At 68.0% G+C, this 7,420-nt stretch carries 8 protein-coding genes; 1 reads left to right on the top strand and 7 read right to left on the bottom strand.

Annotated elements, in window-relative coordinates; genetic code table 11:
- Positions 1-70: 70 nt before the first annotated feature.
- Together arsC and CF70_RS28550 are read right to left on the bottom strand one after the other, a co-directional pair.
- Positions 71-430: an arsenate reductase (glutaredoxin) gene (gene arsC, locus CF70_RS28555; protein ID WP_035873204.1), complete on the bottom strand. Its 360-nt coding sequence runs from the start codon at positions 428-430 to the stop codon at positions 71-73.
- Between the two features lie 150 nt (positions 431-580).
- Positions 581-1,486 carry a LysR family transcriptional regulator gene (locus tag CF70_RS28550; RefSeq protein ID WP_035873201.1) on the bottom strand — a complete coding sequence of 302 codons (906 nt, stop codon included), beginning with the start codon at positions 1,484-1,486 and terminating at the stop codon, positions 581-583.
- A 199-nt stretch (positions 1,487-1,685) separates the two neighbouring features.
- Between CF70_RS28550 and CF70_RS28545 the strand changes: the two genes are divergently transcribed.
- Positions 1,686-2,321: a GNAT family N-acetyltransferase gene (locus CF70_RS28545; RefSeq protein ID WP_035873198.1), complete on the top strand. Its 636-nt coding sequence runs from the start codon at positions 1,686-1,688 to the stop codon at positions 2,319-2,321.
- 48 nt (positions 2,322-2,369) lie between these two features.
- Here CF70_RS28545 and CF70_RS28540 read toward each other — a convergent pair whose 3' ends face one another.
- The 5 genes from CF70_RS28540 to CF70_RS28520 form a co-directional block, all read right to left on the bottom strand.
- Positions 2,370-3,050 (bottom strand): FMN-dependent NADH-azoreductase, encoded by a 681-nt coding sequence (locus CF70_RS28540; protein WP_063830509.1) that lies wholly within the window; start codon positions 3,048-3,050, stop codon positions 2,370-2,372.
- Positions 3,051-3,078: 28 nt separating this feature from the next.
- A complete protein-coding gene (locus CF70_RS28535) occupies positions 3,079-3,546 on the bottom strand; it encodes a GNAT family N-acetyltransferase (RefSeq protein WP_051649144.1) in 468 nt (155 codons plus the stop codon).
- Positions 3,543-4,004 carry a carboxymuconolactone decarboxylase family protein gene (locus CF70_RS28530; RefSeq protein WP_200876829.1) on the bottom strand — a complete coding sequence of 154 codons (462 nt, stop codon included), beginning with the start codon at positions 4,002-4,004 and terminating at the stop codon, positions 3,543-3,545. Before CF70_RS28530 ends, CF70_RS28535 begins: the two co-directional genes overlap by 4 nt.
- A gap of 365 nt (positions 4,005-4,369) precedes the next feature.
- A complete protein-coding gene (locus CF70_RS28525) occupies positions 4,370-5,638 on the bottom strand; it encodes a M20/M25/M40 family metallo-hydrolase (RefSeq protein WP_035873196.1) in 1,269 nt (422 codons plus the stop codon).
- A gap of 67 nt (positions 5,639-5,705) precedes the next feature.
- Positions 5,706-6,971, bottom strand: coding sequence for an allantoate amidohydrolase (locus tag CF70_RS28520; protein ID WP_035873193.1), 1,266 nt, complete (start codon positions 6,969-6,971; stop codon positions 5,706-5,708).
- Positions 6,972-7,420: the final 449 nt, after the last annotated feature.

Raw genomic sequence — 7,420 nt, 5'->3', positions numbered from 1 at the left:
CACCTTGCGTGGGGGCCGGTTTTATTCAGGGGCCGCGATTTGCCGGGCCCGGAGCCGGAACAAGCCAGGCTCAGGCCAGCAAGGGCGCCACGTTCTCGGGCGGACGGCCGATCGCGGCGCGGCGGTTGCGCACCACCACCGGGCGCTGCAGCAGGATGGGATGGTCGGCCACGGCGCCCAGCACCTCGGCATCGGTCAGGCCGGGATCGGCCAGCCCCAGCTCTTTGTAGGGCGCCTCGTTGTCGCGCACCATCTCCCTCACCGGCACGCCCAGCATGGTGTGAAGCTGCTTGAGGGTGGACAGCGTGGGTGGCGTCTTCAGGTACTCCACGATCTCCACGGGCTCGCCCAGCCGGGTTGCGGCGGCCTCGACCAGCGCCAGGGTTTCGCGCGATTTCGAGCAACGGGGGTTGTGATAGATGGTGATCATGACGGTACTCCTGGTTCGGTGGGGGGGCGGCCCGGCGCACGCTGGCATTGCGATGGCCGGCCGAGCGAGCCCGCGCCCCTGGGGCTGAAACCCGCACTATACAAGCGGCGCCGCGCGCCCGCATGCCCCGCTGCGGCGGGGCATGTACGCTCAGTCCGCGCCGCGCTTTTCCGGCGCCAGCCGCAGCAAGGCCGTTACCGTGGCGCGCAGTCCGGCACGCAGCGGCTTGTCGTGGCGCAGCACCAGCGCCAGCGTGCGCGCCAGCGGCGGCGCAAGCGCGCGCACGGCGATGCGGGCGCGCGGCTGGCCGGGCGGCAAGGCCATGCCGGGCAGCACCGAGTAACCCAGCCCGGCGCCGACCAGTTCCTTGATCGCTTCGACGCTGTCCAGCTCCATGACAGGGCGCGCGCTGATGCCGGCGCGCAGGAACCACTCATCCACCAGCCGGCGCGTATTGCCACCCGGCGAGAACAGCACCAGCGGCCGGCCGGCAAGATCGGCGGGCGCCACGGTGGCGGGCAACGGATCGCCGTCGGCCGGCCCGATGGCGACGAACGGGTCTTCCAGCACGGGCGTGATGTCGAACATCCGGCCCGAAGCCGGCAGCGTGACGAAGGCCAGGTCGAGCGCGTTGTCTTCCACCGCCTTGAGCGCCTCGCCGGTGTTTTCCGTGCTGACCACGATCTCCAGCGCCGGCATGGCGCGGCGCAGGTCGCGCAAGACTGCCGGCAGCAGGTAGATGCAGGCGGTGGCACCGGTGCCCAGCCGCACCCGCCCTACCGCTGCGCCGGCATGGCGCGCCATGCTGTCGTCGGCGGCGGCCAGCGCGCTCGCCACGCCACGCGCGTGCGCCAGCAGGTCCTCGCCGGCGGCGGTGGGCAGCACATGGCGTCCCACCCTTTCCAGCAGGCGCAGGCCGTAACGCTGTTCGAGCTGGCGGACCTGCAGGCTGACCGCCGGCTGGCTCAGGCCCAGGCGCTCGGCGGCTGCCGAAAAGCTGCCCAGTTCGCAAACCAGGGCGAAGGCCTGCAGAAAGTCTGGATTGAGATGCCGCATGGCAAAGAAATTCTTATGCGCTGCATAAGTCAGCGAAGCTTCCTTTATAGCATCGGTGCACGGTAAGGTAGCGGCGTCGGGCCGCTCTGGTTGGCTCCGATAAACACCGGTAACGCGGCTTCCCTCCACGTTCCGACATCAACCCGGATCCGATCTGCCTTCCGGCTCACCTGCCCAGACCGCGCGCCGCGCCAGCACCATGAAAGCCCCTCTCGCCACACTCAGCGCTGCTTCCGCCACGCCGTTGGCCGTGGCCAATGCCACCGCCGCCGTCCAGGCCTGCGCCAGCCCCTCGATCCGCGACGCCTCCGCCGCGGACATCCCCGCCATCCAGGCCATCTATGCCCACCATGTGCGCCACGGACGCGCTTCGTTCGAGGAAGTCGAACCGGGCGTGGACGATATGCGGCTGCGCCACGCCGAGGTGAAGCGCCAGGGGCTGCCCTACCTGGTGGCCGAGCGCGGCGGCGAAGTGCTGGGCTATGCCTATGCTTCCGCCTACCGGACGCGCAGCGCCTACCGTTTCGCCATCGAGGATTCGGTCTACATCGACGAGCGCTACCGTGGCCAGGGCCTGGGGCTGGCGCTGCTTGCCGCGCTGGTCTCGCGCTGCGAAAGCGGCCCGTGGCGGCAGATGGTGGCGGTGGTCGCCTGCACCGCCAGCGGCGAGGGCGCGGGCTCGCTGGCGTTGCATGAGCGCGTGGGGTTCCGCACCATCGGCCGGCTGCAGTCGGTTGGTTTCAAGCACGGCCAGTGGATCGATACGGTGCTGATGCAGCGCTCGCTGGGCGATGGCGACGAGACGCTGCCGGTGGAGCGCGCGGCCAGGCGGTAGGCGCGGCGCCGGCTATGCGCCGGAGGGTACCCGCGCGGCGGACGCGGCTCAGCCGGTTCGGGGCACTCGCCGATCGCTGCCGTCCGGACGGGCCGCTCCGCCACCGGCGCCATTCAACTGCTGCGCGAGGTGCCCGGCCCACGCATCGACGCGCGCCATGCCGCGTGCGACGTGTTCGCCGCCGCGTCGCATCTGGTCCAGCCGTAGCGCCTCGAAACGGGTCAGGCCGATGCAGGCCAGCACGTACTGCAGGTAAGGCGTGAGGAAATCGCGCTGGGCCGCGGGGCCTTCATCGAGCGGCCCGCCACAGGTGACGAGCAGCCATACCGGCCGGTCGGCGAGCAGCCCGGCCTTGCCAGCCGGCGTGCTACGAAACGTGCGGTTGATCCGCACCACATGATCGATCCACGCCTTGAGCGCGGATGGCACGGTGAAGTTGTGCATCGGCGTGGAGATCAACACGAACTCGGCGGCCTCCAGTTCCGCGATCAGCGTCTCCGAGTGCGCGAGCGCCGCAAGTTCGGCGGCGCCGCGGTCCGCCGCCGGCATCAGGCTGGCCTCGACGAGGGCCGCCGGCGGATGCGGCGGCGGTTCGCTGCCAAGGTCGCGCTCGCTTACCGCCAGCGCGGGATGGCACCGCCTGATTTGCGCCAGCAGCCGCCGGGCGGCCTGCCGGCTCAGCGAGGACTCGCCGCGTGCGCTGGCGCTGATATGCAGGAGCTTGGTCATGGTTCTCCGGTCACCGGGATTGGCCGTGTCAGGCAAGCGCGATATTGAAGCGCAACGCGGAGGCCAGCAGGCCGTTGCGGTAATAGAAGCGGTGACCGAGCACATTGGTCAGCGGCGTATCCAGCACCAGCTTGGCACAGCCCAGCGCGCGCGCCTCGTCCTTGAGCCGGTTCATCAGCAGATGGCCGTACCCGCCGCTGCGCGCGGACTCATCGGTGACGAGATCGTCCACGTAGAAATGCACGCCATGCACGAGGTTGTCCAGCAAGCGGAAGCCGGCCAGCGCCACCGGCCGCCCGCCCTGCCACAGCGCCAGCAGGCGATAGCCTGCCGCTACCTGGCGGCGCCAGCGTGCCACGAATTCTTCGGGCGATGCGAGGTGCGGGCGGAGTTGATGCATCAGCGGGAAACACGCCAGCACCCCCGCTTCATCGTCCACGTAGCGGATCGGCTCGCGATCGCCTGCCTGCGTGGCGTCTTGCGCGGGGGCGTTCATGCGGCGCTCCGGGGCTGCGCCGGGGCCGGCGGCGAGAAGCGCAAGCCCACCGCGATCCGGTTCCAGGCGTTGATGTTGGCGATGGCCGCGCTCAGGTGAGCGAGTTCGCCCGCGGGGAATTGCCCGGCCACCTGGGCGTAGACAGCGTCGGAAGCACTTTCCGCGCTCAGCTTCGTCAGCGCTTCCGTCCAGGCCAGCGCAGCCTGCTCACGGGCGCTGAAGATCCCGGCATCGCGCCATGCCGCCACCAGGTCCAGCTTGCGCTGGTCCACGCCCAGCCCCCGCGCCGCATTGAGGTGGAATTGCACGCAGAACGCACAGCCGTTGATCTGCGAGGCGCGCAGCTTGATGAGTTCGGTCAGGGACTTGTCCAGGCCGGCGTCGTCCACGGCCTTGGACAAGGCGCGCAGGGCGGTGGCTACGGCGGGGGCGGTGTTGGTGAAATCGATGTACTCCATGCGGGCGTGGGTCGGCATGCGCATCTCTCCTTGGAACGTTGCGAGGATTCAATGTATGTCAGAGCACGAACATAATATAAGAGCACTGATACTAAGCGCAAGTGGTCGGCACGGCGGGTGATGCGGAGGTTTTGCTGGGGAATGCGGAGACGTTACCGGCTCAAACGGATGGCAGGAGCGGAGGGAGAAGAAAGTCGCGGCCGATCTTCTGAGCTGAAAATGCCGCCAAGGAATTTAAATTGAATTGCACAGAGCAAAGTTATTCGTTGTGAGAATAATTTGTCTGCAAAGGTTCGGGGATGCGGCATGGCAAGCGCCTGCCCCCATCCCCGCCCCCTCCCGCGGGCGGGAGGGGAAGCCAGCCATCAGCCAATCAGGTCCGACAGCGCCAGCGCCACTACCTTGGTGGCACGGTTCAGGTCATTCAGCCGCAGGTTCTCATCCGAGTTGTGGCCGCGCGCTTCCATCAGCGTGCGCGGGCCGGCACCGTACAGGACGGTGGGGATGCCGTACTTGGTGTAGTGGCGGGCATCGGTGTAAAGCGGCACGCCCTGCACCGGGATTTCCACGCCGAACACTTCCTCGGCACGGCCCTTGAGGGCGCCGATCAGTTTCTCCACGCCCGGCAGTTCCGACAGCGGCTCGGCCAGGATGATGCGCTCGACCTTGACCTCGATGCCCGGACGGTCCCTGGCGGCCTTCTCGACCACGGCGCGGAGTTCGCCTTCGGCGTCGAAGCCGATTTCCTCGGGGATCATGCGGCGGTCGACGCGGAAGGTCACCAGGTCGGGCACCACGTTGGTGTTGATGCCGCCCTTGATCAGGCCGACGTTCAGCGTGGCGGTGTCGATGCCCGGCGTCTTCGACTTGCGCGTGGCGAGTTCGGCGCGCAGGCCATAGATGGCCTGCAGGATGTGAGTGGCAGCCTCGATCGCGTCCACGCCGGTGTGCGGCATGGCCGCGTGGCCTTGCTTGCCCTTCACCGTGACTTCCACGTGCAGGCAGCCGTTATGGGCCGAGGTGATGCCGTAGGAGAAGCCCGCCGAGATGGCGTAGTCGGGCTTGCTCAGGCCCTGGTCGAGCAGGAACTTGGGACCGATGTCGCCGCCGGTTTCCTCGTCGTAGGTGAACTGCAGTTCCAGCGTGCCGTTGAGCCTGGCGCCTTGCTTCTCGGCTTCCATCAGTGCCAGCACCGCATAGGTGTAGGTGGCGAAGTCCGACTTGGACACGGCCACGCCACGGCCGTACATGACCGGGCCGTGCTCGCTGTCGGCGATCTCGCCGCCGTACGGGTCCTTGGTCCAGCCCAGGCCGGGGGGCACCACGTCGCCGTGCGCATTCATGGCGATGGTGGGACCGCCCTTGCCGAAGGTCTTGCGCACCAGCAGGTTGGTGGCGCTGATCATGCCGGCGGCCTTGACCAGTTCGTCGGGCACCTTGTGCGCCTCCACCTTGAAGCCCAGGCCTTCGAGCAGCACCTTGGCGCGCTTGCCGTGCGCGTCGCAGTCGCCCGGCGGGTTGTCGGACGGCACCTTGACCAGTTCGGCCAGGAAGGCTTCCTGCGCGGGGCGCTGGGCGTCGATGAAGTTGGTGAGCGTTGTCTGCAGCGGGTTCACGTTGTCTCGTGCGGTCATGTTTTATCTCTGAATCTAAATCTAAAGGTTTCTCAGGATCGGGGACGCTGGCGCCTGGCCGCGCCGCTTATTGCTGCCGTGCGGAAGACTCGTCGAAATGCTCGACAAAATCGCTGAACACGGCGGCAGCACTGGTGGCGTCTTCAGCAGTCATGATCTCGGTGGGGTGGTGGCTGATGCCGCCGTTGCCGCAGCGCACAAACAGCATCGCCACGTCGGCGATGGCGGCGATGGCCATGGCGTCATGCCCGGCGCCAGAGGGCAGGTGCCGCACCGGCAGTCCCTGGCGGGCAATGGCATCCGCCCATTGCGTCTGCAGCCAGGGCGCGCACGGCACGCTCACGGCTTCATGCGTCTTGCGGACCTTCACGCGCACATTGCGGCGGGCGCACACGCGTTCGATCTCCGCCAGCACGTCGTTGACGGCAGCCTGGCGCACGGCGTCTTCGCCGGCGCGGATGTCGATGGAGATCACCGCGCGGCCTGGCACCACATTGGCGGCGCCGTTGGGCACGTTGAACTGGCCGATGGTGCCCACCAGGCCCGGCAGGCCGCCGCAGCGGCGCTCGATATACAGGCCGATCTCCGCGCCGGCCATGGCCGCATCGCGGCGCATGTCCATCGGCACGGTGCCGGCGTGGCCGGCCAGCCCTTCGAATTCGACGATGAAACGGGTGGCGCCGGAGATCGCGGTCACCACGCCCAGCGGCAACCCTTCATTCAGCAGCACCGGGCCTTGCTCGATATGGACTTCCACGAAGGCCAGCACCTGCTCGCGCCGATGCGCGGCGGCAGGCAGGCCCGCAGGGTCGAAACCGGCCGCGCGCATCACTTCGCGCATGGTCTTGCCTGAGTCGTCCACATTGTCGAGCACGTTGGTGTCGAAGGTGCCGGCGATGGCGCGGCTGCCCAGCAGCGTGGCCTTGAAGCGCACGCCCTCCTCCTCGGCAAAGCCAACCACTTCGATGGCGAACGGGAAACGCTTGCCCTGGCCGTTCCACTCGGCCACGCAGGCGACCGGCAGGATCACGCCGAGGTTGCCGTCGTAGCGGCCGCCGTCGCGCACGGTGTCGAAGTGCGAACCGGTAAGCAGCGCCGGTGCGCCGGGCGTCGTGCCTTCATAGCGGCCGATCACGTTGCCGGCGGCATCGCGGCGTACCGTCATGCCGGCTTCGCGCATCCACTCGGCCAGCTGCGCGGCGGCGCCGTGGTGGGCCTCGGTGAGATAAGTGCGGGTGAGCATGCCGGGCTGCTCGGTATGGACAGCCAGGGTATCTGCCCAGGCCATGATGCGCGCCCCGGTTTCGGTAGCGGGCGTGAGGGTTGCTGCCATGCGTGTCTCCTGCTGGAAGTGCGCGAATGCGATGGCGCCGGATCATGCAAGCGCCGCGCCAGCGGTGCCTTGGTTGCCGGGCCGGCGTCGCCGGACCGTCCCGGTGCGCCTTGACTCTCGTCCGAGAGCTCTATTCTGTGCGATTCATGGTAGCACAGTGAATTCAAAAATTGCATACAAAAATGATATGCACTATATTGGCTTCCACGTTCCGACAATTCGCTGCGGACAATCCGATCCGGACAGCGAGTTGCGTGGATTCCGCTCCAACAGGAGAGCCAATCCACGAAGCGCGGCAGCCCTCACCCGGCCACGCGCCCGGCACGTCAGGCCGGCCGTCCCGCCACGCGGGCAACCGGCAATTCCTGCAGCAATGACAGGACGCGCCAGGCAAAGTCCAGGACGCGTCCGCATGGAGACAACGATGCACCCAGCAGTCCAGCCGCGGT

The organism is Cupriavidus sp. SK-3 (assembly GCF_000611145.1).
Lineage (GTDB): Bacteria > Pseudomonadota > Gammaproteobacteria > Burkholderiales > Burkholderiaceae > Cupriavidus.
Note: the sequence above shows the minus strand (reverse complement) of the source record. Positions and strands in the feature narration are given on the sequence as shown.

What these genes read in the sequence shown, in the direction of transcription:
- CF70_RS28540 (WP_063830509.1), bottom strand. Translation starts at nt 3,050, where the DNA reads ATGACCAAGCTCCTGCATATCAGCGCCAGCGCACGCGGCGAGTCCTCG.
- CF70_RS28525 (WP_035873196.1), bottom strand. Translation starts at nt 5,638, where the DNA reads ATGACCGCACGAGACAACGTGAACCCGCTGCAGACAACGCTCACCAAC.
- CF70_RS28520 (WP_035873193.1), bottom strand. Translation starts at nt 6,971, where the DNA reads ATGGCAGCAACCCTCACGCCCGCTACCGAAACCGGGGCGCGCATCATG.
- CF70_RS28530 (WP_200876829.1), bottom strand. Translation starts at nt 4,004, where the DNA reads ATGGAGTACATCGATTTCACCAACACCGCCCCCGCCGTAGCCACCGCC.
- CF70_RS28535 (WP_051649144.1), bottom strand. Translation starts at nt 3,546, where the DNA reads ATGAACGCCCCCGCGCAAGACGCCACGCAGGCAGGCGATCGCGAGCCG.
- arsC (WP_035873204.1), bottom strand. Translation starts at nt 430, where the DNA reads ATGATCACCATCTATCACAACCCCCGTTGCTCGAAATCGCGCGAAACC.
- CF70_RS28545 (WP_035873198.1), top strand. Translation starts at nt 1,686, where the DNA reads ATGAAAGCCCCTCTCGCCACACTCAGCGCTGCTTCCGCCACGCCGTTG.
- CF70_RS28550 (WP_035873201.1), bottom strand. Translation starts at nt 1,486, where the DNA reads ATGCGGCATCTCAATCCAGACTTTCTGCAGGCCTTCGCCCTGGTTTGC.